Source organism: Paenibacillus sp. FSL R7-0204 (genome assembly GCF_038002225.1).
Classification (GTDB): domain Bacteria; phylum Bacillota; class Bacilli; order Paenibacillales; family Paenibacillaceae; genus Paenibacillus_AQ.
In genome coordinates this window covers 6,741,831-6,767,860 of record NZ_JBBOCA010000001.1, presented here as the reverse complement: position 1 = coordinate 6,767,860, position 26,030 = coordinate 6,741,831, and the positions used below count along the sequence as shown (strand labels likewise).

The 26,030-nt window shown below is 52.9% G+C and carries 24 protein-coding genes and 1 riboswitch; of the genes, 18 read left to right on the top strand and 6 right to left on the bottom strand.

The annotated features are described in order from the left end of the window. Positions 1-85: 85 nt before the first annotated feature. The 6 genes from MKX42_RS29265 (at position 86) to MKX42_RS29240 (ending at position 4,609) form a co-directional block, all read left to right on the top strand. Entirely contained in the window at positions 86-1,018 is a 933-nt protein-coding gene (locus MKX42_RS29265) for a manganese-dependent inorganic pyrophosphatase (protein WP_076157041.1), read from the top strand. Positions 1,019-1,181: 163 nt separating this feature from the next. Then, positions 1,182-1,757, top strand: coding sequence for a hypothetical protein (locus MKX42_RS29260; RefSeq protein WP_340756649.1), 576 nt, complete (start codon positions 1,182-1,184; stop codon positions 1,755-1,757). A 21-nt stretch (positions 1,758-1,778) separates the two neighbouring features. Beyond that, complete coding sequence (locus MKX42_RS29255) at positions 1,779-2,480, top strand: pirin family protein (protein ID WP_340756647.1); 702 nt, start codon at positions 1,779-1,781, stop codon at positions 2,478-2,480. Positions 2,481-2,516: 36 nt separating this feature from the next. Then, positions 2,517-2,846, top strand: a complete 330-nt coding sequence (locus tag MKX42_RS29250) for a hypothetical protein (RefSeq protein ID WP_340756645.1) — start codon at positions 2,517-2,519, stop codon at positions 2,844-2,846. 182 nt (positions 2,847-3,028) lie between these two features. Continuing rightward, the gene (locus tag MKX42_RS29245) at positions 3,029-4,123 is read left to right on the top strand and encodes a Glu/Leu/Phe/Val family dehydrogenase (RefSeq protein WP_340756641.1); all 1,095 of its coding nucleotides are present in this window, start codon (positions 3,029-3,031) and stop codon (positions 4,121-4,123) included. A gap of 141 nt (positions 4,124-4,264) precedes the next feature. Continuing rightward, positions 4,265-4,609, top strand: coding sequence for a DUF898 family protein (locus tag MKX42_RS29240; protein ID WP_340756639.1), 345 nt, complete (start codon positions 4,265-4,267; stop codon positions 4,607-4,609). 109 nt (positions 4,610-4,718) lie between these two features. Here the strand turns inward: MKX42_RS29240 and MKX42_RS29235 are convergent, their stop codons facing one another. From MKX42_RS29235 to MKX42_RS29225, 3 genes are all read right to left on the bottom strand, one after another. Continuing rightward, positions 4,719-5,396, bottom strand: a complete 678-nt coding sequence (locus MKX42_RS29235; protein ID WP_340757882.1) for a peptidylprolyl isomerase — start codon at positions 5,394-5,396, stop codon at positions 4,719-4,721. A gap of 145 nt (positions 5,397-5,541) precedes the next feature. After that, entirely contained in the window at positions 5,542-6,855 is a 1,314-nt protein-coding gene (locus MKX42_RS29230) for a voltage-gated chloride channel family protein (RefSeq protein WP_340756637.1), read from the bottom strand. A 72-nt stretch (positions 6,856-6,927) separates the two neighbouring features. Next, positions 6,928-6,989: riboswitch (Fluoride riboswitch) on the bottom strand. A gap of 86 nt (positions 6,990-7,075) precedes the next feature. Beyond that, complete coding sequence (locus MKX42_RS29225; protein ID WP_340756635.1) at positions 7,076-7,684, bottom strand: hypothetical protein; 609 nt, start codon at positions 7,682-7,684, stop codon at positions 7,076-7,078. 268 nt (positions 7,685-7,952) lie between these two features. Between MKX42_RS29225 and MKX42_RS29220 the strand changes: the two genes are divergently transcribed. Together MKX42_RS29220 and MKX42_RS29215 are read left to right on the top strand one after the other, a co-directional pair. Next, positions 7,953-9,848, top strand: a complete 1,896-nt coding sequence (locus MKX42_RS29220) for an ATP-binding protein (RefSeq protein ID WP_340756633.1) — start codon at positions 7,953-7,955, stop codon at positions 9,846-9,848. Between the two features lie 181 nt (positions 9,849-10,029). Further along, a complete protein-coding gene (locus tag MKX42_RS29215) occupies positions 10,030-11,874 on the top strand; it encodes an ATP-binding protein (RefSeq protein ID WP_340756632.1) in 1,845 nt (614 codons plus the stop codon). Between the two features lie 18 nt (positions 11,875-11,892). Here the strand turns inward: MKX42_RS29215 and MKX42_RS29210 are convergent, their stop codons facing one another. From MKX42_RS29210 to MKX42_RS29200, 3 genes are all read right to left on the bottom strand, one after another. After that, a complete protein-coding gene (locus MKX42_RS29210; protein ID WP_372238068.1) occupies positions 11,893-12,141 on the bottom strand; it encodes an NHLP leader peptide family RiPP precursor in 249 nt (82 codons plus the stop codon). Positions 12,142-12,215: 74 nt separating this feature from the next. Further along, entirely contained in the window at positions 12,216-13,157 is a 942-nt protein-coding gene (locus MKX42_RS29205) for a hypothetical protein (protein WP_340756630.1), read from the bottom strand. A gap of 382 nt (positions 13,158-13,539) precedes the next feature. Then, entirely contained in the window at positions 13,540-15,471 is a 1,932-nt protein-coding gene (locus MKX42_RS29200; RefSeq protein WP_340756629.1) for a beta-N-acetylhexosaminidase, read from the bottom strand. An 84-nt stretch (positions 15,472-15,555) separates the two neighbouring features. On the opposite strand from MKX42_RS29200, the gene MKX42_RS29195 reads away from it, so the two are divergent. From MKX42_RS29195 to MKX42_RS29150, 10 genes are all read left to right on the top strand, one after another. Further along, on the top strand, positions 15,556-16,410 hold the full coding sequence (locus tag MKX42_RS29195) for an AraC family transcriptional regulator (RefSeq protein ID WP_340756628.1): 855 nt from the start codon (positions 15,556-15,558) through the stop codon (positions 16,408-16,410). 844 nt (positions 16,411-17,254) lie between these two features. Beyond that, positions 17,255-18,700, top strand: coding sequence for a sensor histidine kinase (locus MKX42_RS29190; RefSeq protein WP_340756626.1), 1,446 nt, complete (start codon positions 17,255-17,257; stop codon positions 18,698-18,700). A 23-nt stretch (positions 18,701-18,723) separates the two neighbouring features. Next, the gene (locus MKX42_RS29185) at positions 18,724-19,359 is read left to right on the top strand and encodes a response regulator (RefSeq protein ID WP_173136668.1); all 636 of its coding nucleotides are present in this window, start codon (positions 18,724-18,726) and stop codon (positions 19,357-19,359) included. A 413-nt stretch (positions 19,360-19,772) separates the two neighbouring features. Beyond that, entirely contained in the window at positions 19,773-20,513 is a 741-nt protein-coding gene (locus tag MKX42_RS29180; RefSeq protein ID WP_340756624.1) for a YveK family protein, read from the top strand. Continuing rightward, on the top strand, positions 20,497-21,138 hold the full coding sequence (locus tag MKX42_RS29175; RefSeq protein ID WP_340756622.1) for a CpsD/CapB family tyrosine-protein kinase: 642 nt from the start codon (positions 20,497-20,499) through the stop codon (positions 21,136-21,138). Before MKX42_RS29180 ends, MKX42_RS29175 begins: the two co-directional genes overlap by 17 nt. 46 nt (positions 21,139-21,184) lie before the next feature. Then, on the top strand, positions 21,185-22,075 hold the full coding sequence (galU, locus tag MKX42_RS29170) for a UTP--glucose-1-phosphate uridylyltransferase GalU (RefSeq protein ID WP_340756620.1): 891 nt from the start codon (positions 21,185-21,187) through the stop codon (positions 22,073-22,075). A 79-nt stretch (positions 22,076-22,154) separates the two neighbouring features. Beyond that, positions 22,155-22,847 carry a sugar transferase gene (locus tag MKX42_RS29165; protein ID WP_036693606.1) on the top strand — a complete coding sequence of 231 codons (693 nt, stop codon included), beginning with the start codon at positions 22,155-22,157 and terminating at the stop codon, positions 22,845-22,847. A gap of 24 nt (positions 22,848-22,871) precedes the next feature. Beyond that, complete coding sequence (locus MKX42_RS29160; RefSeq protein ID WP_340756619.1) at positions 22,872-23,807, top strand: glycosyltransferase; 936 nt, start codon at positions 22,872-22,874, stop codon at positions 23,805-23,807. Between the two features lie 14 nt (positions 23,808-23,821). Then, positions 23,822-25,168, top strand: a complete 1,347-nt coding sequence (locus MKX42_RS29155; RefSeq protein ID WP_340756618.1) for an O-antigen ligase family protein — start codon at positions 23,822-23,824, stop codon at positions 25,166-25,168. Next, positions 25,165-25,938 carry a WecB/TagA/CpsF family glycosyltransferase gene (locus tag MKX42_RS29150; RefSeq protein WP_036693609.1) on the top strand — a complete coding sequence of 258 codons (774 nt, stop codon included), beginning with the start codon at positions 25,165-25,167 and terminating at the stop codon, positions 25,936-25,938. Before MKX42_RS29155 ends, MKX42_RS29150 begins: the two co-directional genes overlap by 4 nt. Positions 25,939-26,030: the final 92 nt, after the last annotated feature.

Genomic DNA, 26,030 nt, shown 5'->3' with positions numbered 1-26,030 from the left:
CCAGCCGGATATTTACGGGTCTCTGGCAGGTCTCTATCAATGTATGGTATATTATTCTCACAAAAACATAGTAAGGAGATTGGAAATGACAAAAACTTTGATCTTTGGTCACAAAAACCCGGATACAGATACGATCTGCTCAGCCATTGCTTATGCGGCACTGAAGAAGGAATTGGGCTGGGATGCCGAGCCGGTTCGTCTTGGAGACATCAGCGGAGAGACTCAGTTCGCCCTCGACCACTTTGGGGTAGAAGCGCCGCGTCTGGTGGAGAACGTTGCTGCAGAAGCTGAGCAAGTGATTCTGGTTGACCATAATGAACGCCAGCAAAGTGCGAATGATATCGATCAGGTCCGTGTGGTTGAGGTGATTGATCATCACCGGATTGCGAACTTCGAGACCGCCTATCCGCTGTATTACCGGGCTGAGCCGGTCGGCTGTACAGCTACCATTCTGAACAAGCTGTACAAAGAGAATGGCGTGGCCATTCCTAAGAACATCGCCGGTCTGATGCTGTCCGCTATCATTTCCGATTCCTTGCTGTTCAAATCACCGACCTGCACGGAGCAGGATGTGGCTGCTGCGCGTGAGCTGGCGGCTATTGCCGGAGTAGATGCTGAGAGCTATGGCCTGGACATGCTCAAAGCCGGTGCAGACCTGAGCGACAAGAGCATTGCCCAGCTGATCTCTCTGGATGCCAAGGAATTTAAGATGGGTGAATATAAAGTGGAGATTGCCCAGGTTAACGCTGTGGACGTGAATGATGTCCTGTCCAAGCAACCGGAGCTGGAAGCAGCGCTTACCGCGATTATTGATGACAAGGGACTTGATCTGTTCCTGTTCGTGGTTACCGATATCCTGAACAACGATTCCGTGGGTCTCGCCCTGGGCCGCGTAGCAGGCGCTGTAGAGCAGGCTTACAATGTGAAGCTGGATGATAACAAGGCTGTGCTGAAGGGTGTAGTGTCCCGTAAATCACAGATTGTTCCAGTTCTTACCGAGACGATCGCCAAGCTGTAATTGCTGCTTCCGGGTGCACCCGGAGCAAGAAGGTTGTCCCGTGACCGGCTGTGCCTTTTCCTCAGGAAAAAAGTGCAGCCGGTTTTATTTTACAATTCACAGCAACTCCTTGACGCCTGAAGGGTATAAACAGCATAGGACATTATAGAGGGGGACGGGAATAATGGGGAAGATGCGCAAGCTGGCGATTTCAACAATGTGCCTGATGATGGTCTCGGGAGGAGGCCTGCTGTATGCTGCTGCCGGCAAAACAGATCTCTCATTCTATGTGAATAATATGCTGCTTAAGCAGTCTGCACTATCCTCGGATGGCGGGGTCTATGTGCCTGTGGAACAGCTTTCAGAGAATATGCAGGCGATTGTATCTGTGGACGACTCAGCCGGGACGGTCAAGATCTACAAGCCTAATGTGAACACGGTGCTGCTGGATGAGCAGGGCAAGATTTTCGGCAAAGTTCGAATGGACACCAGCAATACCTTCTCTGCCCTGGTGCAGGTGGATGATCTCAAAACAGATATCTCCGATCTGAAGATCACTATTACAGACCCGGCAGGCAAGACAGATGTTGTGGATAACCAGCCGATTACAGAGAAGAAGGACAGCTTCTGGTTCAAATCGGCAGCGTATAATTATAAGGTTACCGACAAGGGGAACTATATGATCCAGGTGTATTTCAAGGATGCTGCGTCCAAGAAATGGTTCATCGTTTCTGAATTGCAGATCTCGACCACTTCATAATATGCACAGGAGGCGGTTCCATTGATTAAAATCTACCCTGCTGCGTCTGCGCACCAGTTCGATCACGGCTGGCTGAAGGGCAGTCATGTCTTCTCCTTCGGGGATTTCTATGATCCCGACAACACGGCCTTTGGGCCGATGCGCGTCTGTAACGATGATACGATCGCTCCGGGAAAAGGCTTCGGCGCCCACCCGCACAGTGATATGGAGATTGTCTCGATTGTGCTGTCCGGCGTGCTTCGTCATGAGGACAACCTCGGTAATGTCGCGCAGACGTCCTTCGGCGGCATCCAGCGGATGTCGGCCGGGACCGGTGCGATTCATACGGAGCATAACCCTTCGAACAGTGAGCCGGTCCGCCTGCTTCAGCTATGGTTCATGCCCAAGGCCCGGGGGACGGCTCCCTCCTATGCAACCGGACGCTTCGATCCGGCCAAGCTTGAAGGACGCCTGCTTCCGGTAGTAGCGGCCGAAGCGTCGGAGGAGATTGTCGGTATTGCCCAGGATATGACGATTTATCTGGGGAAGGCCGAGTCGGGAGGGCAACTGGATTTCCGTCAGGAGCCGGGGCGGCGCAGCTTTGTGTATCTGGTCGAAGGACAGCTTACCCTGAACGGGGAGGATGTGCTGAAGCCGGGCGATTCGGCTAGAATCGAGGACATAGCGCAGCTGGAGCTGAAGGCGGATGAGCATATACTGGTCATGGTGATTGATCTGCCTTAATGAGCGGCGGGATTCAGACATGAAGGAGGAACGCGAATGGCAGAACAGGAAAGAGTGCTGGTGAAGCATTCGGTAACCGGGCGCATGCTTGTGAACAGCATGGAGGGAGTAGGGTATACCTTCGATGAGCCGGGCGGGCTGACCTTGATCACCCTGACGAATGTTGCGGCAGATAAAGGCGCTGCGGTGGTGGAGCTGAAGGCGGAGCTTAATGTTTTCCGCTTCGAGGAGCCTGCGGACGGGCCGGTCATCAAGCATTGGTACTACGTTGGAGATCAGCCAGTAACCTATGATGCAGACTCCAGACGCTTAACGATAGCCGTACAATCCGAAATCGAATATCGGCCAGATCAATACTGGGCCTGATCCCTTCACAGACTCCACCACATGTGCTAACAATTGGCGTGAGGTTCGGGGTCTGCTGCTTCATGCGCTTTTATGAAAATAGGTGAAAATGGGACAAATGAACTTGACAATACGTTCCAGAACGACTAGCTTTGTTATGAAACGTAACATGTACATAAGAAAAGACAGGAGAAATGAAGCGGATGGAATTGTTTGCGGCGATGGAGCGGGAGGATTACGAGGAAGTATTGTTTTGTCAGGATAAGGCATCGGGGCTTAAGGCGATTATTGCAATTCATGACACCACGCTGGGACCGGCGCTTGGCGGAACGAGAATGTGGACCTATGCAACGGAGGAGGAGGCGCTAGTTGACGCCCTTCGTCTGGCTAAAGGCATGACCTATAAGAATGCGGTGGCCGGACTGAATCTGGGCGGCGGCAAGACGGTCATTATCGGTGATCCGCACACAGACAAGAACGAGGCGATGTTCCGCGCCTTCGGCAGATACATACAAGGCTTGAACGGCCGTTACATTACAGCAGAGGATGTAGGCACGACGGAAGAGGATATGGATATTATCCATCAGGAGACCGACTTCGTTACTGGTATATCGGCTTCCTATGGGTCGTCCGGCAACCCCTCACCGGCCACAGCCTTCGGCGTATATCAAGGGATGAGGGCCGCAGCGAAGGCTGCTTTCGGTAGTGATTCCCTGGCAGGCCGAACCATCGCTGTGCAGGGTGTCGGCAATGTATCCTTTACACTATGCAAATATCTGCATGAAGAAGGCGCACGCCTGCTGGTTGCAGATATTCATCGAGAGGCAGTGAACCGGGCTGTAGAGGCTTATGGCGCAACCGCCGTAGACCCGGGCGATATTATTGGAGCAGATTGTGATATCTATGCGCCATGTGCACTTGGTGCCACCATTAATGATGAGTCACTGCCGCGGCTTAGAGCCAAGGTGATTGCAGGAGCTGCCAATAATCAGCTCAAGGAGCCGCGTCACGGGGACGAACTGCACAAGATGGGGATTGTCTACGCTCCGGATTATGTGATTAACGCCGGGGGCGTTATTAATATCGCCGATGAATTGAACGGTTACCACAAGGAACGGGCGTATAAGCAGATAGCCCGAATCTATGACAGCATCACCCGTGTGCTGGAGATCTCCCGCCTGAAGGGGATTCCGGCCTACGCGGCTGCGGATCAGCTTGCAGAAGAACGGATATCCTTGCTGCGCAACAGCCGCAGCACCTTCCTGCTGAACGGACAGCATGCCCTTAGCCGAAGATAAGCCCCCAGACGAGTAAATTCGACTTTATTCTACTTTTTATCCATTTCCAGTTAGAATTGTGAGATATGTAGTGGTGCTCACCATGGATAATAAGGAAAATAGAACCAGGAATAATTTTGCATGAATGAAAGGCGGAGACCCATGGGAGCACTGCACATGAATACGGCAGCGATGAATTATGGAAGCAGGGAATCTTATTTTGACGGGAAGCTTATTGAGTACATTGGGTGGTGCCTCGCTGGCTGGCTTGTTACGGTCTGTACCTTCGGTATCTGCTATCCCTGGTCAGTAGTAATGCTCTACCGCTGGAAGGTCGAGCATACCGTGGTGGGAGGGCAGCGCCTGCGGTTCGATGGTACAGCCGTCAGCCTATTTGGACAATGGATTAAGTGGTTCCTGCTGACAGTGATTACGCTCGGGATCTACGGCTTCTGGGTGGTCATTAAGCTTGAGCAGTGGAGAACGAAGCACACCCACTTCCAATAAGAAGCTGCATGCTTCGAGTATACGCAAGATGCGAAGAAGAGCCATCCTCCGGTAATGGGGAATGGCTCTTCTGTGTAGATTCTTGAAGCGAGGCCGGCTTGCAGGTTGTTTATTGAGCTTTCTGCGGCTCGGGATAAGTAACGCCAAGGGTATCAACGGTGACCTTCTTCATTACCGGCGGCTGATCCGGACGGTCATTCTTGCCACGCGGCAGACTGACGATGGCCTGGACCGCTTCGAGTCCTTCAGTAACCTTGCCAAAGGCAGCGTAATCGCCGTCAAGGCTTGGATAAGCTGCGGCCATAATGAAGAACTGGGAGCCGGCAGAGTTCATATCCTGGCTTCTTGCCATGGACAGCACGCCTTCTGTATGCAACAGATTATTGGTGAAGCCGTTATTATTGAATTCTCCGGCAATGCTGTAGTCCGGTCCGCCCATTCCTGTGCCATCCGGGTCCCCGCCCTGGATCATGAAGCCTGGAATGACCCTGTGGAAGATGGTTCCGTCGTAGAAGCCCTTATTGATCAATGAAATGAAGTTGTTGACCGTATTGGGGGCAACCTCGGGGTACAGCTCAGCCTTAATTACAGCACCGTTATCCATCTCAATCGTAACCACCGGATGACTGGCTGTGGCTGAAGGCACGCCTTCTGTAGCAGCGGTGCTCTCCTGCGGTGCTGCTGTGGCCTCACTGCCTGCCCCGGTACTGCTGTTACCATTACCGGCGGCATTATTATTCACTGGCTTGTTGCCGCAGCCCGCCAGAATGACGAGCATCAGGCACATCACCGCAAGCAGGATGACGGGTTTTCTTGTGATAGACTTCACTTCAGTATCTCTCCTTTTGAATAATCTGGTGCATTCACCTCTGTATCATACCTTCTTTGTCCTGCTTCTGGCAAAGCCTGCTTCTGCGACCTGCCGGATTCCGTTACTTTGGTGCGGGCTGCTCCTTGGCGGAAGCGAGTGTCGTTCCTTCGGGAACCGGCAGTAAGGCGCTTTTGGAGATACCGATGAGCTGGGAACTGTAGATTCCGCTGTGCCCGGAGAATAGATAGCTGATGACGCAGGCGATGAACATATAGACCGCTCCGCCGGAGCCGAACAGCTCGATGCCCATTATGAAGCAGGCGAGCGGTGTATTGGTTGCTCCGCAGAAGACAGCGATGAAGCCAAGTGAAGCCAGAAAAGGCCCATATAGATGAAGCACTCCGGCCAGGCTGCTCCCCAGGGAAGCTCCAATCGCGAATAGCGGCGTTACTTCGCCGCCCTGGAAGCCGGTCCCCAGAGTGAACGCGGTGAAGATCAGCTTCCATAGAAAAGCGAAAGGCGATACGCCGTCTTCGAAGGAGCTGCTGATCAGCGGAAGGCCCAGCCCCAGATAGTCCCGGGAACCGGCTATGTAGACCAGGGCGATAATGATCAGCCCGCCGGCGGCGCTTTTGAGCATAGGATTACGGATAATGGCGGTGAAGGTCCGCTTCAGATAATGGGTAAGCTCACTGAACAGCAGGCTGCACAGGCCGAAGAGGATGGAGGCGAATATAACCTTGACCAGCACCAGTGCATCCATAGCGGGGAAGAGATCCACCTGATAGTGGATATGGTGAACGCCCCACAAGCGGGAGGCTACCAGATCGCCGGTGAAGCTGGCGGCAAAACAGGGCAGCAGCGCCTTATGGCTGATCAGTCCGATGGCGATTACCTCCAGGCCGAATACCGTACCGGCCAGCGGGGTGCCGAAGATGGAGCCGAAGCCGCCGCTGATGCCACACATCAGCAGGATTCGGCGGTCCAGCGGACTGATTCTGAGCCAGCGGCCGAGGCTGTCTGCCAGACTGCCGCCCATCTGCACAGCCGTGCCTTCGCGTCCGGCTGACCCGCCGAAGAGATGGGTAATCAGCGTCCCGCCAAGGACCAGCGGTGCCATGCGCAGCGGAATCGCTTCGTTGCCCTGGCGGATCTGCTCCAGAATCAGATTATTACCCTTGCTGCTGCTCTTGCCGTAACGCATATACATTCCACTGACGAGCGCGCCTCCCGCCGGAAGCAGGAACAGCAGCCAGGCATGCTCCAGCCTTATCTGGGTGACTGCGTTCAGACTGGCCAGGAACAAGGCCGAGGCACTTCCTGCCAGCAGCCCGACCATTCCCCCCAGGATCACCCATTTCACGAATGTACTCCAGAGCGCAAGCTGGCTCTGGCGCGCTGCAAGCTCTGCCCACCGTTCATACGTCCTCTTCATTATGGCTAATGCCTCCCGACCCGAGATCAATACTACCCTGAAATCAAAACAGACTCCTACCAGCGTAGTTAACCACTGGTAGGAGTCATTAGCCCCGAAGGGCGGTTATGGCGAACTCCATCGCCGCAATTGAATGAAACTATCGTAAGCCGATTGTCTCCAAAAGTCAATATGAACCTGGAGCGTGGGTGTACGCTCCTTCAGGGACGCTTAGCCGTATCTACTCGTCACCGTTAGAGCCATTCAGCACATCGGTACCGGGCATGGCATCAGGGTCCGGGGAGACCGGGTCAACGCTGCTTCCGGGAACCAGCTCATCCGCATCCGGGACATCCTCCAGCGGAGCGGCTTCCTCCGCTTCTCCTGTCCCCTCTTCCTCCGTATCCGCATAATCAATGACGCTGCCGGTCAATCCGGCTGCGCCGGCCGTGTATATAGCATCCGACTCCAGCAGCTCATCCCGCTGCGGACCGGGGGTGGCGGAAGCAGGAGCGGGACGGTCTGCGCGCGGACCAAGCCCGGCGTCCGGCACATTCAGGCCGATATCGGCTGCAAGAATAGGATCGCTCTCAAGCGCCGGATCAGAGCCGTCATCCACTACACCGTCGAAATCGATCGGTGTGAAGTGAGCAGGGTCATGACTAGCCAGTGCAGATTCCAGCGGGCGGTTCCCGGCGCCAGCGGTTTCCTCACTGGGGCTTGGCTCAGTAATCGTGCCAAGCGGGCGCAATTCTTCCAGCGGGATATCCTGCTCCGGGGAGACACCGCCCATTTTGGTATAGCGCTCATATGCAAAGTCGGCTTCCGTCTTATTGAATTCATTACCCATCGTCAATCAGCTCCCTTTTCCCTTGTTGTAGGTCTACTTCATCTTATAGTAAACTATACCCTTTTAAGCGGCGGCGAATCTGTCCGGCATCCAGGTTGGCCGTCTGATTAATATAGTCATTTCTCCGGCAGAATAACCGGAATAGATGGATTAAACGGGCCGTTTCGAGGTTATTTGCAGTCTGATGGCAGGTATTGTGCAAACGTTGTCGAAAATAAGAATCATATGGACTATATAAATACAACTAAGGATTCACTGAGGTGCCACAATGAAGTTAGCATCAACCAAAACAGCCGCAGTCTTTATTATGCTGCTGCTTGTAATAACCATCATTCCGGCGGGGATCGCCATAGAATGGGATACACATACCGAAGCGGAAATTCCGGCCTGGGAGCTGAAGTGGGAAACGGCCGGGAATAGCGGCATAGAAGCTGTAATGGCAGGGCCAGCCGCCGGATGGACATGGGTACGGGCCAGGGAGGCCAGACCCCTTTCGCCACCTGGTACCGCTTCCGCCTGGATGCGGATTACCTTGCCCCCTGCGGGAGCAGCTCCCGCTATTCTGATCGATAGAGTATTTGGCGACAACCTGAAAGCATATATAGACAACCGGCTAATCTACGATTCCAGCGGGGATGTGGAATATAGCGGCAACAAGGTGCTGATTCCGCTCCCGGCACAAGACAGTGCAAAGCCGCTCTATCTGTGGAATGCAGGCAGCGGGGAGTTTGGAATCGAGGGGGACATAAGGGTTGGCAGCTATAATCAGCTGCTGTCCTTTTATGTGAAGCAGGATCTGGTGGACGTTGTACTCGGAGCCGCCATGATCTTCATGGCCGGAGCGTTATTGATCTGCCTGCTGTTCCTTAAGCCCGAATTTTTCTACAGCGGTTTCTTTCTGGCCCTTGTCATCCTGTCCTTTGGAGTGCTGCTGCTGACGTACTCCCCGTTTCTGACCCTGATTCTAAGTCGGGGGGATCGTCTGAGGCAGATCAGCTTCGATTTGGCCCTGTTCACCATTATGCCGGCGTTCACGCTTTATTTTGAGCAGCTATTCGGACCGGGCAAGCGGGGATTCACTACCCGGGTGCGTAAATTTCAGCTGGCCTATTCTCTGTTCTGTACCGCAGCGCTTATTCTGAATGCCGCGGTGTCCTTCCGGCTGGATGCGCTGTATTCTATTCTGACTATTAACGCAACCGGTGTACTAATGATGGCCCAGCTTATCTACCTGCTGTTCTTGGCGTTTTCTTATGCCCGCAGGGGCAATTCAGATGCCATTCTGTTCACTGGCGGCTTCTCAGTATTTGCCTTGGTCTCCGTAGCGGAGCTGCTGCGTTACTTCATTTCAATGGAGAGGTATCATCTGTACTGGTGGAAATGGGGCATGGTGGTATTCATTCTTTCCCTGATTGCTATTCTGGGGAAACGGTTTGCGGGAAGCCATGAGAAGGCGCTGGAATACGCCAGGGAGCTGGAGAAGTTCAATAATGAGCTGCAGCGTTCGGAGAAAATGGAGATTATCAGTGAGCTGGCCGCCTCGGTAGCCCATGAGGTGCGTAATCCGCTCCAGGTCACACGCGGGTTCCTGCAGATTCTGGGGGAGCGCTCCGGCAACAAGGAGAAGGAGTATCTGAAGATGGCTGTGGGAGAGCTGGACCGGGCCTCGGTGATCATTACCGATTTCCTTACCTTTGCGAAGCCGGGCGTGGATATCGTGGATGTATTCGAAGTCTCGGGGGAGCTGAAGCATGTGTCGGGAATCCTGCTGCCGCTGGCTAATCTGCAGGGCGGTTCGATAGAGCTGCGTCTGCAGCAGGAGCTTCAAGTGACGGGCAGCCCGGCCAAATTCAAGCAGGCCTTCATTAATCTGATCAAGAACAGCATTGAATCACTGCAGGAGGAGGGGGAGATTGTCGTAACAGCCTGGAGGACAGGCAACTGGGTAATCATCAGCGTGAAGGATAACGGCGTGGGAATGAAGGTTAGCGAACTGGCCCGTCTGGGCGAGCCGTATTACTCGAATAAGACCAAGGGGACGGGGCTCGGCCTCATGGTCACCTTCCGTATTATTGAAGCGATGAACGGCACGATTGAGTTCCACAGCCGCAAGGGCGAAGGAACTGAGGTGCTTATTAAATTGCCGGCCTCCAGTATGAATTAGAAATTTTTTTTGTTTATTCCGTTTTTTTGAAGGGATGGGCAGAGCAAGGGGCGAAATATTAACACTACAGAACTTTGCTTCTAAAACTTTCCTCTGAGGTGCTTGCATGTCTTTGATGGTCAAAAGTTTACATACAGCGTTAGTATTGTTTCTGCTTTGCCTAGCCTGCGGAAGTCTCCTGGTGTCCGCGCAAAGCCCCTCCCCCGCCAGTGAGATCAGACATTGGCAGATGAAGTGGCAGGAGGGGCCGGATGATGGCGGACTCCAGGCTCCTGTAAAGGATGACCAGGGGTGGATCGATGTGGAGGCGAAGGCGGAGATGCCGCGCAAGCCTACCGGGGTATCCTCCGCCTGGACCAAGATTACTTTGCCCTCCTATCATTACGTGTCCCCCTCCGTCTATATTCAGACGATTTATGCGCTGCATGTGAAGGTGTATGTGGAGGACCGGCTGGTTTTTGAAGGAGACCGCGGCTTCATTATGGATAATTATTCCTTGCTTGTGCCTCTGGATATGCGGGATAACGGAAAGACGCTCTATATCTGGACGCAGACGCTCCAGGACCGGATCGGAATCAAAGAGCAGGTGATGCTCGGTGAGCACAGTCTTCTAATCAAGGACTATATCAAAAACGGACTTATAGATGTGATTCTGGGCGGCGCTTTTATCTTCGTGGCGGCGGTGCTGTTTGTATGCGCATTTTTCCTGAACAAGGAGTATTTCCCCGTAGCAGCTTCGCTGTCCATTGTCATTGCCTCTACCGGTGTGTTATCTGTAACCTACTCTTCCTTCACGTATACCTTCTATAGCTATTTGGGCGGGCTCAGTGTATTTTTGTTCGATGTGGCGTTGTTGTCCCTGTTACCCGCACTGACCTTTCTGTTTGAGAAAATATTCGGCGCGGGCAAATACGGCATCATCCGCAGGTTCCGCAAATTCCAGATGGCCTATTCCTTATTCTGCTGTGTCCTCCTCATTATAAATGCACTCTCCGGGGGCCGGTATCTGAAATTCTACTACTTCATCTCCACCAACATTGTCGGCATTATTATGATTCTTCAATTCATTCTGCTGATCGGCTGCGTAATTGTGTTCTCCCTGAAGCGCAACAAGGATGCGATCATCTTCGCATGCGGCTTCGGTACGGCTGCCCTTACCGGGATTTTGGAGCTGCTGTGGTATTATTTCAGACGCGGGAATTATGATCTCTTCTACTGGAAATGGGCGCTGGTTGTGTTCATTCTCTCGCTGATAGTGATTCTGGGGCGGCGGCTGGCGCAGAACCACAGCCAAGTGGTGAAGTATTCGCAGGAGCTGGAGCTGTTCAACAACGAATTACAGCGTTCGGAGAAAATGGAGATTATCAGCGAGCTGGCAGCATCGGTAGCCCATGAGGTGCGTAACCCGCTCCAGGTGACCCGGGGGTTCCTCCAGCTGCTCAGTGAGAAGTCGAGCGGGGATGAGCAGAAATACCTGTCCATGGCGCTAAGCGAGCTGGATCGGGCGGCGAGTATTATTACTGATTTTCTGACCTTTGCCAAGCCGGAATTTGAACAGGTCTCCCTGCTCTATGTAAATGAAGAGTTCATGCATATCCAGAGCATCCTGCTGCCTTTATGCCATTTGAACGGGGGCAAAATGATTCTGGAGGTGGAAGAAGGCCTGCGGGTCAAAGGGAATTCCTCGAAGTTCAAGCAGGCGATGATTAATATCATCAAGAACAGCATTGAATCCCTGGGGGAGGAAGGCACGATTCATCTGCTGGCCTACAGCCGGGGGGATAAGGTGCATATTCATATTAAGGATAACGGGGCAGGCATGGAACCGGCTGTGCTTAGCCGTCTGGGCGAGCCGTATTTCTCTTCCAATAAGACGAAGGGCACGGGGCTCGGGCTGATGGTTACCTTCCGTATTATTGAAGCGATGGAGGGCGAAATCCGTTTTATGAGCAAAAAAGGAGCCGGAACCGAGTCCATCACCCTTCTGCCGCGTGCAGAAGGGCCGGACGATTCCGACTCCCGATAATAGGTTGACTTGAATATGCTACCAGGTCCCCATTGGGGTGATACGTGTCTTCATTACATCAGAAGAAGGGCTTGGGGGAATGACCAGGTAGAATTCATTCGAGCCTTCCTCTACGGTCTTCAGTGTAATGTTGTCAGGAAGGTTGATGCCCAGCGCTTCCTGGAGCGCTGCCTTCGGATCTGCAAGCAGTCTTTGTTTGAAAGCCGGATCTTCCCACGCCTTCTGAATCACCTGATTCTTAAGAACTCCTACTGACAATACAATCACCCTTTCAAAATGGTTATAATTGCCTTTTTAGTATAGCATAGGCCATTCTATAATTCTATTGCTATTTGCATAAATTATGAGAGATTCGAGTGCGAAGATAGCCAGTAATCAAGCCCTCCGCCCAGCAGCAATTGCTTCTGTGCTTCAATGGCCGCGGCGATCTGCTGCAGGTTCTGCACGAGCACGAGATGGAAGGATACCAGCAAGGGCAGCTGTAAGCTTGTCTCCTCCAGCATCAGATGGTTGGCTTGGGCCGTTGCTGCATATCCCGTAAGTCCGCCTGCTACATATATGAAGTCCTTCACTGCTGTTTCGGTCAGCGGTTCTCCTGCGTCCATTCCGGTACTGGAGCGGACGAGTGACAACAGGCAGTTATAGCTGTTGTCCTCCAGATCCTGCTCCCAATCTTCGTAGTCGTCAAGCATCTGCAGGGTCAACAGCACAGTGTGGATCATTTCTTCGGCCTCGGGAATAGAGGAGGACTGACCGGAGAGTAGCAGCGCGGCCGTACTGCTGAGCTTAAGCGGGCTGGCCTTATGGGAGATGCGGATGCGGTCATTCAGGAAGTAATCGCTGCCGGCTTCACCGCTTACGCTGTCTGCCCACTCGCTGATGTAACGGCTGAAGCAGGGCCAGAAGGGAGAGTCCGCCGGGAACAGCGGAAGGTAGGTAGCCAGAAACTCCACATAGAGCAGATTGGCAAGCGGCAGCGCTTGTGCAGCCGAGGCCTCCGGGCTATCCATCAGATCATCCTGGAGGAAGAAGTAGAGCATGAGGAAGATGTTGCCGGCGGACATCCTGCGGGCCAGTTCAGGACTCAGGCCACAAGGGTCCTGGAGCCAGAAGGGCAGCAGGTAACAGATGTAATTCTTGTGGCTGTCCGGGTGGAACACGTTGAACTGATTGAGATACGACAGGCCGCGGGCGTTAAGCGGCTCTGGAAACGCAGAGATCACCCTGCGGTTCTCCTCAAAGACCACACGGAGCTCGTCCTCATAAGCATGAAGCCAATCCATAGACTTATCTCCTGTCAATTATGTATTTTATTTAAAATATTAGGTAAAAAGTGGTTATTTGATCATATTATAATCCTGCAATGGTCCTATTTCAATCCTAACTTTATTGCTGATGCGGCGCAGGATCACCGGGTGGAGCAGGAGTATACCTGATTTCACCGCCTCAAGGCTGAATGTATGCGGAAAACAGCATACATTGGGCTAACGCTGCCGCTTTTACGCGGGTCGTTCCGTTCGCTCCGCTGTTTAAGCGCAAAAAGATTCTTCAAAATCTTTCTAAATCACAAAAAGAAACCACCCTTTGGTGAAATGGAGTATCCACACACCATTTCAAAGGAGAGGTTTCTTTTGTATGTTCTATTATATTCTTCCGTAATGTAGTCTACCGAACTGCCGCTGCGTCCAGCTTGGCGGCAAGTGCGGTGTATTCCCCGCGCAGACGCACCAGCTTCGAGACACTGCGCTCCAGGCCGCCCGGCCGGTTGCGCCGGGTCCATAGCTGGCGGTACTGGTGCAGCAGCAGATCCAGCTCATGGATCAGCACCTGAACCTGCGCTGCCTCAAGCTTCGGATCGGCTGACGCGAGCTGGTGCTTGAGCCGGGTAAGCTGCACGGCATGCTTCACGAAGTGGATACCGCTACGCACCTCTTCTATGACCAGCCCGGCATCGCTGCATTCCAGAACCGGCTGCTCCAGCCTGGCTTCGAGGTCAAGAATGTATTGCTCCAGCTGGTCAAGCTGCTCTAGAGGCAGTTTCACAGCCAACTGCACATGCTCCAGATGGCTGCGCAGCAGCATGGACATCTCTGTATCATTAGGGCGGACCGTGCCCGACTCCAGCTTATAGTAGTTGCCCAGATCAAGCAGCAATTGCCCGATGGTTCCCGAGCGGTCTTGGAAGATCGCCGTGTTCAGATAATGCGCCACATCCGCCTCCAGATTCCCCTCTACATTCCAGGCTAACGCTGCCCCGTAGGCGAATCCGGCATAGCTGACCGGCAGATGCTGCCAATGGCCGAAATCGCCCCAGTCGGTAATCAGGTAGCCGATGGCGCCGTTTCTCTTGCCATGTACCGCAGCACTGCGCAGATTGGCGAGCATGTTGTCAGTTCGCCCGGTGAGCGAGTTCCAGGAGCTGGTTCCCGGACAGACATAGAACGGGATGCCAGCTTCCTTGAATTTGCGGGTATCCGCTTCAAACGGATGCGCCGCGCTGTACCCCCACTCCATGGCGATGATATCCTTCGGCAGCCGTGGGATCAGCTCGGGATGCTGGATGATGATATCGCCCCAGAATTGCATGGTTTTGCCGCGCTGCTTGACCAGCCCGTGAATCTTCTGCAGGAAGGAGAGGTATAGCTCGCCTTTGCCGGAAGACTCCGCCAGCGCCTGACTTGCGCCAAGTCCCAGTTCATAGGTCTCATCGCAACCGACATTGAACATCTCCGAGCTGAAGTAGGGAAGGAGGTCATCGTACATCGTGCCCAGAAGCTGCAGTACCTCTGGGTCTTCCGTATGGAAGGTGCCGGGATGCATGAACAATCCTTCCGGGTATAAATCGCTATCATACATATGATCCGGGAGCATGAAGCCTGCGGGAATCTCTGCCAGGTGGTTGAACTCCGGCCGGGTCAACCATCCCTCCATATGGCCGAAGCTATTTTGATTGGGCACCAGCTCAATGTACCGCTCGCGGCAATAGACATCCAGCAGCAGAATTTCATCGCCGGTGAGCGGAGTTTCCAGCTCCCATACCTGCGGGAAGGACTCATAAGCAAAAGGAGCTCCTTCTATATATAGCTGCAGCTGATTCAGCTTGAGGTCAGCCATGAGATCAATGATCCGGTACAGGGTATCCAGCGTGGGGATTTTGTTGCGGCTGATATCAAGCATCAGTCCTCTGGCCGCGAAATCAGGCTGATCGCAGATATGAAGATAAGGCAGTGTCCGGCCGCATTGCTGCAGGAGCTGCTTCAGCGTTGCTGCTGCATAATAAGCGCCTTGCGGAGAACCGTAAGCGGCAAGTAGACCTTTTTCGTTAATGTGCAGCTCGTAGGCTCCTTCTGCAAGCAGGGCGTTATAGCGGAAAGTACAACCCGGAACTGTGGCAGACCGCTGCCCTATGGACAGAGGCAGATTGAGACGGACCACCTCGGAAGCGGTCTTTTGAAGCCTGCGGGCTGCAGGAAGGGCGGACAACTGGCCCTCACCGGCCAGCACAATGCTGCCCCGGGAAGATAGGTGGAACTGTCCTGCAGATACCGTGATCTTTTGCGGCCGGGGAAAAAGCTGTAAGTGAACAACATCAGACATAGCGTGGACACCTCTTATTCATGTAGAATATGATCATCTTCATTATCAACATATCACTCCTGAACACATGGAGGAATGCAGTGTATGCCCAAGCTCATGGATTATATGATCAGCCCGTATCCAGTAAGAATTATTGATCCGAAGGTGGAGGCCGCCAGGCTGCGTCTGAAATCGATACGTGTCGGGCAAGCCGGCCATCTGCCGGGAAGAACGCTGTTTCGTTCGGGGGTCACCTTTGAACACTGGGCCCTTGTATATATAGTCGCAGGAGGCGGAACTTATACGGAGAACGGAGGAGCAGAGCAGCAGGTCCGCGAGGGAAGCCTGTTTTTTTTCAGACCCGGCTGCAGCTATAGCTTCGGACCGCCGCCTGGCGGGTATTGGGATGAATACTATATTAATTTCAGCGGAAGCCGTGTTACAGAATGGCTGGAAGCCGGAATGATTGCGGGTGGAGAGGTAACCCGGGGGGATAAGGCGGAAGGGCTGGAAGCGTCTTTTGAAGAGGTTCTGGCGTATATGACTGGGGATGTTCCCGGTGATGCGGACCGCGCTGCGCTGCTGCTGGAGGAGATGCTGCTGGAATGCTCGCTGCAGCTCCAGGGCAGCCGCCGCCCGTGGCAGCAGGAAGCTATGCCGCTGATCCGGGAGGCGCTAAATGCCTGTATCTATGAGAAGCCGGATCTGCCGCGCATAGCCGAAGACCTGCACCTCTCCATGTCTACACTCCGTCGTACCGTGCGGCGGAGCAGCGGGTACCCCCTGCATGAATATATCCACCGGCTGAAGATGGCTGAGGCCAAGCATTTGCTGCTGAGTACCTCGCTGCAGGTGCAGGAGATAGCGGGAATGCTTCATTATAAGGATAGTTTTTATTTTTCAAGGCTATTCAAAAAATATATGGGCCTCTCTCCGCAGACCTGCCGCAATCATATATGACTAAAAAAAACGACATATTTCTACTTATTTCCTCAAAGTGAGCTTGGGATAATGTCGTATTTTGCAGATTTTTGTTGACATACAGAAAAAAACAGTGCTATGCTCTAGATAATATTAGCAGTTCTAGAATAGTTCTTCTAGACTATGCCGGAGATGAGACTATTGAGAGAGTATTACTGCATCAGTTGCCGCAGTCTCCATAAGGTGGTAGGACCTAATCATACCTTGCGTATTCTGTCCACCGGGTATCATATCGTTGGCGAACAGCGCTATCAAATTTGTATATGTAATGAGGCCAAGCTGGAGCAGGCAGTTCCAGCATCGACTGAATAGACTGTGCCGGGTGAACTCACCGGATAACTGAAGAGATCCCGTCTTTTGAAGAGCCTGTCCCTGGAGGGAGAGGCTCTTTGTCATGCCCGGAGCGGAATTGGATAATATTGTATACGCTATCATTTGAGAAGATGGATAGGGTTGGTTAATTTTTCATGAAAAAAGAATAATTATACCCATTTTATTTTCAAAGTAAACGCTATCATTAGAAATCGAAACTTGTTATTGTGATTTTTCTCATGTATGATGCTTTTAAACATAGCTTAGAATAAACTCGAATTTTCCACAAACTGGAGAATAGGGTGGTGGGATGAACATTAAATTAACAGCAGAAGATCGTACTATCGCCTTTTTTAGAATCTTTTCTTTGTCCCTCACATCGTTTATGTACCTCATGGTTCCTGCGGGACCTTCCGTAATATACAAATCCCTACTAATCATCGTGCTATTCTTATTTGCCCAACTATTCCCGTACTATTACCGGAGGTTCCATGCAAGAGCCCGTCCTCTCATGCTAATGATCAGTATGGAGACGGCACTCATTGCGGTGTTGATGTTATTTACTGGAGGATACGATAGTCCTTTTAAGCTATATGTACTTAATCCGGTGCTGTTTGCGGCGGGCGCGCTCTCTTTTTATTTTGCCTGGAGTCTGATCGTGGGCTATATTGCCATGGTGGCAGCATCGGGCTATATGGATTCCGGTTCTCCCGATCCTGCGGTTGCTGAAATAATGCTTGCCAATGATAACCTGTTTCTAGCCCTGGCTCTCGCGGTTATAGTTATGCAGATGCTTAAGGGGATAAAGCGGCAGCGGGAGGAAGCGAACGCGCGGACCAACGATACCATGGAGCATATCAAATCGCTTTATCACATCGTGGAAACATCAAGCCAGCATGACTTCATGAATATTGGCCAAGTCATTACCGACTATGTGGTCAAGCTTACCAAGCTGGAGAAGGCTCTGTTCTGGTTCGCCAAAAAAAGCGGGGAGCCTGCTCCGCAGAGCCGCCAGACAGGATGGCAGCATGAGGAGGAGCGCTTTCTGTTCATGGAGCTGGAGAAGCATGAGCATGAATGGAAGCTGCAGCGTGAACCGGTATTCAAGAGTATGCCGGGAATCGGCGACTTCCTGCTGATGCCGGTAAGAATGAGCACCCGGTTCGTGGGGATGATCGGAGTGAAGCTGGAAGCGTCGGAAGGGCTGGAGGGCCGCAGATGGTACATCCAGCAGCTGATGTTCTTGTCGGAGCTGAGTGCGATTATTCTTGAGCGCCACGAGCTGGGCGTGATCGAGAATCGGCTGATCATCACGAACGAGCAGAACCGGATAGCCGATGAGATGCACGATAGTGTATCCCAGAGTCTTTTCGGCATCGTCTATGCGACCCATTCCCTGAAGCAGACTTGGCGTAAAATGTCTGAGCGGGAGCTGGAGGAGCAGATTGAGCTTATCCATGATTCAGCCACCAAGGTGGCCAAGGAGCTGCGGATTACTATCTACAGCCTCAGCTCCAAGAAGAGCGGCGGCCCGAGCTGGCTTGGGATGGTGCGCTCGCATCTGAAGAGCCTCTCCCGGCTTAACGATGTTGAGATTGAACTGAAAATAACGGGGGATGATTTCAGTCTCCCTTATCCTTACCACAAGGCGCTCTTCCGGATTATCTCCGAAGCGACCGGCAACGCTATAAGACATGGCGCTGCCAGCCGGGTGGATGTAGAACTGTCGCTTAAGCCGAAATGGATTAGACTATCAATTGTCGACGATGGCGTCGGTTTCGATGCCGATCTGATCTGGGCTGAATCCGAGGATCACTCAGGCGGACTGGGAATGAAGAATATGCAATATCTGGCACAGTCCCTTGGAGGCGATTTCCAGTTAAGCAGCAGTGAGAACGCTGGAACCAGAATTTTAATCTCTATACCTGTCGGTGTGGCTGAACTGAAAAATGCATAAACTTTAGGCAGGAGGTCGTTCAAGTGAAAATCGTCATTGTTGATGATCACCCTTTGGTGAGAAGAGGATTGGCATCTGTGATATCGATGCAGTCCAATCTGCAGTTTGCCGGCGAAGCAACGAATGGCCAAGAAGCTCTTCTCGTGATTGAGGAGATACAGCCTGATCTTGTGCTGATTGATCTGAAGCTTGCCGATGAATCGGGCCTGGATATTATCAAGGAAGCACGCGTGCGCGGATTCTCATGCAAGTTCATCCTGCTAACGTCCTCAGCCAGCCGGGAAGATTTCCTGAAGGCGGAGGAAGTGCTGGTAGACGGTTATGTATTGAAGGAGGCTCTGCCTGAGGAATTGCTGTTCGCAATTCAACTGGTTCATAAGGGCAGGAAGTATTACGATCCCGGGCTGATGGAAGACAAGATGCGGATGAGCGGAAACAGTCCGACCGATGAGCTTACACCCAAAGAGAAGGAAGTTCTGATCGAGCTGGGACAGGGGGCCTGCAACCGTGAGATTGCCTCACGCCTGTTCATCAGCGAATTCACTGTCAAGAAGCATGTCAGCCAGATTCTGGCGAAGCTTCAGGTGGCGGACCGGACACAGGCGGCCTTATACGCTAATGCTGTCGGACTTACCAAATATGAGATGTCATACGATTAAAGATTTCCGCCCAAACGTTGGGGGGAACGGAGCACGGACAATACTGTCCGTGTTTTTTTGCGTTCCGGGAAATCAAACCGAACACAATGGGCGGCTGTGAGGTACACGGGCCGAATGTATGTGAAAAACAGTACACAATGGGCTGGCGCGGAGTGCTGACACGAAGGTGCACCAGCATCCTTCCCCCGGTTAGGTGATGTTGTGTCACCGGGGGTGTTAGCATTTTCCATAGATATGGTACTATAGTATACCATCCACCCCCTCTGGCGGACCAAACACAGTTACTCGAAAGTGAAGTGTAAAGTGATGCTAGGGGGCATGTGATAAATCCTGCGCATTGTTAGAATAAAAGCAAGACATCTGAAACTTTCATGATTGCTTTCAAAACGAACACAAGCGGAAGGAGGGTTACTGTGGAAAAGACGATTCTGGATTACATTAACCTGATAAAGAAAAAATTATGGTTAATCATGGTATTTGTACTGATCTCCTGCGCCACCACCTTCTACGTCAGTAAAAACTTCGTTGCACCCGTCTACTCCGCCTCTGGACAGCTACTGGTCAACAACGTTGTGAATGTCCCCGAGAGCAATAATCTCAACGCACTGAACTTCAGTCTTAACCTCATCGAGAGCTATAAGGAAATCATGAAGTCGCCGACCATTATGAAGAGTGTGATCGCGGAGCACCCCGAGTTCGGTCTGACGGCGGGCCAACTGGCTGCCAAGCTGCAGATCAAATCCTCGGAGAAAAGCCAGGTGATTAATCTGACCGTGGAGGATAAGGATTACGGCACCGCAGCTACGATTGTAAACGCGGTTTCGCAGACCTTCATCCGCAGCCTGCCGGCACTGATGAACCTGGATAATGTAACATTCCTGACTCCGGCTGATCCTGCAGCCCAGCCTCTGCCGGTCAACGGCGGGGTGACCATGAATCTTCTGATTAGCTTCGTGGTGTCACTGATGGCGGCGGTCGGGATTATCCTGCTGATGGAGACGCTGAACGGTACGCTGAGAAACGAGAAGGAAGCGGAATTCGAGCTTGGCCTTCCGGTTATTGCCAGTATTCCGGCCATCCGCAAACGCGATTTCGGCACCACGAATAAAGATAAGGCAAGAGTAGGGGAGGGCAAATATGTTACGGCTGAATAGAAGTCTAATCGCGGACATAAACCCGTCATCGCATGTCTCCGAATCCTTCCGCTCACTGCGCACGTATATCCGCCAGCTCGGCTTACTGAAGGGGCCAGGCGGTCAGGTGCTGCTCTTCACTTCAGCAGAGAGCGGCGAAGGCAAGACCACCATTCTCTCCAATCTGGCTGTATCCTTCGTACAGGACGGCAAGAAGGTGGCGGTGGTGGATTGTAACCTGCGGAAGCCCGGCCTGCATAGCGTCTTCGATGTGGAAGGCAGCCAAGGGCTGGCAGCTTACTTAAGCGGCTACGAGGAAGCCAAGGACGTTCTGGTATACGGCAGCTTGGCGAATCTTGCGGTCATCCCTGCCGGAGTGAGTACGGTCAGTCCGCCGGATCTGCTCGGCAGCGAGAAGATGTCCGGGCTGCTTACAGAGCTGAAGGCAAGCTTCGATCTGATTCTGCTGGATTCGCCGCAGGCGGTCGATTACAGCGATGCACGGATTCTGGCTCCGCTCTCGGACGGAGTGGTCATTGTCGCCAGACACGGCCGGACGAAGCGCGAAGCGCTCCGCAAGCTGAAGGGTCTCATGGAACAGACAGGTGTAAGGATTCTCGGAATAGCAATGAACCAGACCAAGTAGAACACGACAGCAGCAATGTGAACGAAACTATTGGGAGGTATGTGTGATGAAAAAGGTAAAAAAGGTAATTATCCCGGCGGCCGGGTTAGGCACACGTTTCCTTCCGGCGACCAAGGCAATGCCCAAGGAAATGCTGCCTATTATCAACAAACCGACGATCCAGTATATCGTGGAGGAGGCCATTGCCTCCGGGATTGAAGACATCATCATTGTAACCGGTAAGGGAAAGCGGGCGATCGAGGATCATTTCGACAACGCCTTTGAGCTTGAATCGCGGCTGCTGGAGGACGGTAAGCTGGAACTGCTCAAAGAGGTGCAGCGGTCCTCCAAGGTGGAAATTCACTACATCCGGCAAAAGGAACCCAAGGGTCTCGGCCATGCCGTATGGTGTGCCAGACGGTTCATCGGCGATGAGCCGTTCGGCGTTATGCTCGGCGATGATATTGTAACCGGACAGGTCCCTTGCCTGAAGCAGCTGATCGACCAGTATGAGGAGACCCAGAACTCGGTGATCGGGGTACAGGTCATCCCGGATGAATTCACGAACCGCTACGGGATTATCGAGCCGGATATGCAGGACGGGAAGCTCTACCGGGTGAACAATTTCGTAGAGAAGCCTCCGCTTGGAACAGCGCCTTCCAATCTGGCAATCATGGGCCGCTATGTCTTTACCCCTAAGATCTTCAAGTATCTTGATCTTCAGGAGAAGGGCGCGGGCGGTGAGATTCAGCTGACGGATGCCATTCAGAAGCTGAACCAGAGCGAACGTGTCTACGCTTATAACTTCGACGGTACCAGATATGATGTCGGCGAACGGCTGGGTTATATTTTGACCACACTGGAATTTGCACTGGAGAGCGAGGACCTGCGTTATCAGGTCATGGATGCTATGGCGGAATGGCTGAATAAAGCGGGACAGACCACGCTCAGCAGCTGAGACGGTTCACTGAAAGCGAGCGACACAAGCCGGAGTCAAAAAGTAAGGCTGCATAAACCTTTACGAAAAATGAGGAGAGATGAGCATGCAAAAACTGCCGGAAGACTATGAGGCCGTCCTGCCGAAACTTTACATGCTGCATTCGGGTGAAGAAAGCAAGGGAATGGAATCCTATCTGGTCATGAAGCGGATCATCGACATCTTGTTCTCTGCCCTGGGGCTGCTGTTCCTGCTCCCGCTCTTCGCAGTGGTGGCTGTCCTGATTAAGCTGGAAGATCCGAAGGGCAAGGTGTTCTTCCGCCAAATGCGGGTTGGCAAGGACGAGAAGCTGTTCCCCATGTACAAGTTCAGATCCATGGTCTCTAATGCCGAGGAGCTGAAGGAGAGTCTCATGGCCTATAACGAAGTAAGCGGCGCGATGTTCAAGATCAAGAATGATCCCCGCATTACGCGGATTGGAAGATTCATGCGCAAGACCAGTATTGATGAACTGCCGCAGCTCTGGAACGTGCTGATGGGGCATATGAGTCTGGTGGGTCCCCGTCCTCCGCTCGTTGAAGAGGTGGAGCAGTATACGGAATACGATAAGCAGCGGCTGATGGTAACTCCCGGCTGCACTGGCTACTGGCAGGTGAACGCCAGAAACAGCGTCGGCTTCGACGAGATGGTTCAGCTGGATCTCACGTATATCCACATGCGCAGCACGATGCTCGATCTGAAGATTATCGTCAAGACCGGCCTGATGCTGCTCGGTTCCAAAAATGCTTATTAAAAATATGGAAATTAGGTGATGCCGATGTTCGTACACGGAACTGTACCTGAGATTTCCATTATCATATGCACCTATAACCGGTCGGCGCTGCTGGTGAAGACTCTTCATTCGCTGCTGCCGCTGGAGAATTTGCACCAGGCCGAAATCATCGTCGTGGATAACCAGTCCACGGATGATACGGCGGCCGCCATTAAGGGGTTCATCGAGACCTATGGTGCCGATATGGATATCCGTTATCTGCTGGAGCCGGTTCAAGGGCTGTCTGCAGCCCGGAATACAGGAATTCTGGCTTCCAAATCGCAGCTCATCGCTTTCCTGGATGATGATGCGATCCCTTGCCGGACCTGGATTACAACCATTGTGAACACCTTTGCGGATAAGCCGGAGGTGATGGCGATGGGCGGTAAGATTGCTCCGATCTTCGAGAGCAAGCGTCCGGATTGGCTGATCAAGCCGTTCGAGCTTCCCTATACAATTGTCGATCTGGGGAGCCGGATCAAAGAGTACCCGAAGCGGCTTCACCCTTGCGGTGCCAACATGGCGATGCGCAAGCCGGTGTTCGATATCAGCCTGTTCCCGCTGGAGCTGGGCCGCAAGGGCGATTCGCTGCTATCGGGTGAAGAGACCTGGCTGTTCGGCCAGCTGCAGCAGGAAGGGCATTCGATTCTATATCATCCCGAGATGGCCGTGGATCATTTCGTTCCGGCGAACCGGCTGACGGAGGACTGGATCATGAAGCGGTATTACAGCCAAGGCATATCGAACGCTATGAAGAGTGAAGGAATGAAAGGGCATCTGCTGCTCCTGGGCAAGACGGGCGCCAAAGTGATCTACATCCTGGCAGATTCGATTCTATCCCGCAGTAAGGGAAGGAAGCTGCTGAATAAATGCCGGCTGGAGAGTATTCGCGGAACTCTCCATATGATTCTTAACCGGAAGAGGGAATCCGCAGCGGGGTGAGGGGAGGACGCGCGATGACCCATTTTGAGTGGGGCACCAAAATCAATAGTCTGCCATACGGAATGCTCTATCTCGTAACTGCACTGTTCCTCGGAACAGCCGTCATCTTCCAGCCGGTCATCGCAGTAGCGGCCGTATTCTTCATTCTGCTGCTGGTTGCCTCCCTATCACGCCCTGAGCTGATCAGCTATTTCGTTCTGCTGACCACGGCGGTCTCGATTAACTTCTTGTACAGCGGGAGTATGTTTGGTATTGAGATCCTGTCGCTTTACAAGCTGGTTATTCTGATGCTGCTGGTGCCGTGTATCCTGGTCAATGGCCTCAGGTTCAAGCTCAGCCCTCCCTTATGGGCGATGCTGGCCCTGATTCTGCTCACCTTCAGCTTCTCCATCTGGCTGCCGGAGATGAGCACATCGATTGCGGTCAAAGCCTTCATCGGATTGTCTCTGCCCTTCGTGCTTCTGCTGATCAACTGGAAGAAGGAGGTTGCCGAGAAGCAGATCCGGATCATTACCCTGCTGCCGCTGGTCAGCATGCTGATAGGCGTGGTGCTGCAAGCTGCGAATATACATTCACTGGTAGCCGTTGAGTTCACAGGCGCGGTTCGGGTGCAGGGGGCGAACATTCCGCCTCACCTGGCGATGCTGGCCTTCATGGGAGTAGCGATCGCGTTCATCGAGATTAAGCGCAGTCCGCAGTATATCCGGTTCAATTACATCATGCTGGGACTGAATTTCTTCATTCTGGTCATTACAGGCACGCGCGGGCCGATTCTCGCCCTGGTGCTGATGGTGCTCTATTACTTCTATGACATCTCCCGCGCTTTTCTGAAGGGCAAGAAGAAATTCCTGATCCCGCTGCTGTGCTCGATGCTGGTCATTACCGCGGCAGTATACATGCAGCTGGACAACATCAAGAAGCGCTCCTTTGAACGGACAACCGAAACGGGAATCGACTTGTCCGGACGGGCGGAGGCCTGGGAGTACTTCCTGAACAAGGCGGCGGATTCCCCATTGGCTGGACGGGGGCTCGGAGCCGTAACGGTGGCCAATGACGGAACGCTCTACGGAGGGTTCGTGGTTCCGCATAACGAATATATCCGCTTTTATTACGATGGGGGATACTTCGGTGCCATCCTGCTGCTGCTGTCCTTGCTCGCTGTGTTTCTTATGGTATACAGAGTTCTTTTACCGGCGGTCAAACCTTACTATCTGCTCTTTATTGCAGCATTTCTGATCTATTCATTCACGGATAACACGCTGTCGACGGTCCAATTCATCATTCCGTTCTGTTGGTACCTGAACTGCCTGTACCGATCTTCACAGCTGGCCGATTCCCCACAAAAAGAAGTGATACGATGAACCAAGTGAACATGTTCGATGTCAATTTCGATAACTATGATTTCATGGACCTGCTGGATTATATCGACAGAACCATCCAGGAGAGGAACCAGTCTTACATCCTGACCTGCAATGTCGATCATGTGATCAAGCTGCGCAAGGACAAAGAGTTCCGGGAAGTGTACTCCGAAGCAGGTGCCGTAGTTGCGGACGGGATGCCGCTGATCTGGGCGTCCAAGATGCTAGGTAAGCCGCTGAAGCAAAAGGTGTCCGGCGCTGACCTGTTCAGCCGCCTGGGCAATGCGTTCGAGCAAAGACAATACCGGTTGTTCTTCCTCGGTGCTGCCGAGGGTGTGGCGGAGCAGGCTACGAAGAATCTGAAGGCCGCCTTCCCGGGCATTAACGTAGTGGGCTGTTACTCTCCCTCCTACGGCTTCGAGCACAACGAAGAAGAGAACCGGCATATTATCCGGCTGCTGACCGAGAGCCAGCCCGATATCGTGTTCGTAGGGGTAGGCGCACCGAAGCAGGAGAAGTGGATCTACCGTCACTATACCTCCTATCAGGCGCCGGTCTCCATCGGCGTAGGTGCAACCTTCGACTTCCTGTCCGGCTCTGTGAAGCGGGCACCGGATTTCATGCAGCGAACCGGCATGGAGTGGCTATGGAGACTTAGCCAGGAGCCGGGCCGGTTATGGAAAAGATACCTTGTCGACGATGCCCAGTTCCTGGTGCTGCTGCTCAAGGAGATGCGTAAACGGGGCAAGGTGAAGAACAGCAGTACGGATTGAAGAAAGCGGCGAAAGACGGGAGGCAGGGAATGAAGATGCTAAGCAGAGATGAGAATAGTCTGAATCTTCCATCGGCACAAGCCGTGAAGTCG